Origin of the sequence: Hahella sp. CR1 (genome assembly GCF_029813005.1) — a bacterium.
GTDB lineage: Bacteria > Pseudomonadota > Gammaproteobacteria > Pseudomonadales > Oleiphilaceae > Hahella.
On the sequence record NZ_JAPELK010000039.1, the window covers coordinates 1 to 1,596 of the forward strand.

Annotated in this window: 1 protein-coding gene; it reads left to right on the forward strand. The window is 51.5% G+C overall.

Features of this window, described 5'->3' with window-relative positions; all coding sequences use genetic code 11:
* Positions 1-1,596 (forward strand): AMP-binding protein (locus ONV78_RS31805; RefSeq protein ID WP_279508608.1); only part of this gene is annotated, 1,596 nt, incomplete at both ends.

A 1,596-nucleotide genomic window follows, 5' to 3' on the forward strand; every position in this document is an offset into this window, starting at 1 on the left:
CTGTTTATCAACAGCGTCCCCATGCGGCTGCAGCTGACGGATAGCCTCTCTATCGCCGACTGCCTGCAACAATTACATAAGGCCCAAGCCACACACGACCAGTACAGCTATGCGCCTTTAGTAGATATTCAACGTTGCAGCGAGGTCGGCGGCGGCCAACATTTATTCGAGTCACTGCTTGTATTCGAAAACTACCCGCTGGACGCATCATTGACAGAGTCCGCGTCGTCTCCAGATCAATTCGCCGTAGGACAGGTCGTCGCTAACGAACAGACGAGCTACCCTCTGAGCCTATCTATAGTTCCCGGTGACCGGCTGCACTTTAAATTGCTGTATCAACCACAGCGCTTCACGGAGGATAGCGCTCGTCATCTGCTCGCGCATTTACAGCAACTTCTCATCGCCATGACTCACACCGAGGCCTCCGCCGCAATGAGCGAATTGAATATGCTAACCGAGCAAGAAACACAAAAGCTGCTCATCGACTGGAACCAGACCTCCGCCCCCTGCCCGGCCGAGCAATGCATCCATGAGCTGTTTGAAGCCCAGGCTGTGAAATCTCCTAACGCGGTGGCTGTAATGTTTAATGACGACGCGTTGACCTATGGCGAACTCAACCGACGCGCCAATCAGCTGGCTCATTACTTGATCGAACAAGGAGTGAAGCCCGACGCGATGGTGGGGCTCTGTGTGGAGCGCAGTCTGGATATGATCATTGGATTACTGGGCATCTTGAAAGCCGGCGGCGCTTATGTGCCTCTGGACCCTTGCGCGCCGCCCGCAAGGCTTCAAGCCATATTGGATGATTGTCAGCCAGTGCTATTGATAACGCAGTCGCGTTGCGCTGAATCATTAAATAGCTACTCTGGCGCTTTAATTCGTTTGGATGCGGATTGGTCCATTATTGAAAGCTCTCCCAGCGATCAGCCATCTGTCTCCAGCAGCCCCAATGATTTAGCCTATGTGATCTATACGTCCGGCTCCACTGGGAAACCCAAAGGCGTATTGCAACACCATAAGACCCTGCTAAATCTGGTCCAGCATCAGGCATTGGAAGGGCAATTAACTCAGGCGATGAGAACGCTTCAGCTCACCAACATCACTTTTGACGTAGCGCTGCAAGAAATCGTCACCAGCTGGTTTACAGGAAGTTGCCTGGTGCTTATCCATAACGATGCAAGACTGGATATGACGCAGTTAGCGAGCGCGTTATCCAACCAACGCATTGAGCGCCTGTTTATAGCGCCTGCGTTGTTACATGCGCTCACTGACTTCTTAAACAAGCAGAACATTCCCTTGCCTCATATCAAAGAAGTCATTACCGCCGGCGAAGCGCTGCAAATCACTGGCAGCTTACATCAGTTTCTTCAAACCCATCCAAGCTGTTGCTTATGGAATCACTACGGCCCTTCTGAAACGCACGTGGTGACAATTGAACAGGTGAAAGAATTCAAGGTGGGAGATATCCCTGCGATAGGAAAACCGTTAAAAAACCACCAGTGCTATGTTGTAAATCCGCAGAATCAGCCTCAACCCATTGGCGCGTCTGGAGAGTTATTAGTTAGCGGAACAGGCCTCGCCCGCGGTTACTTAAAC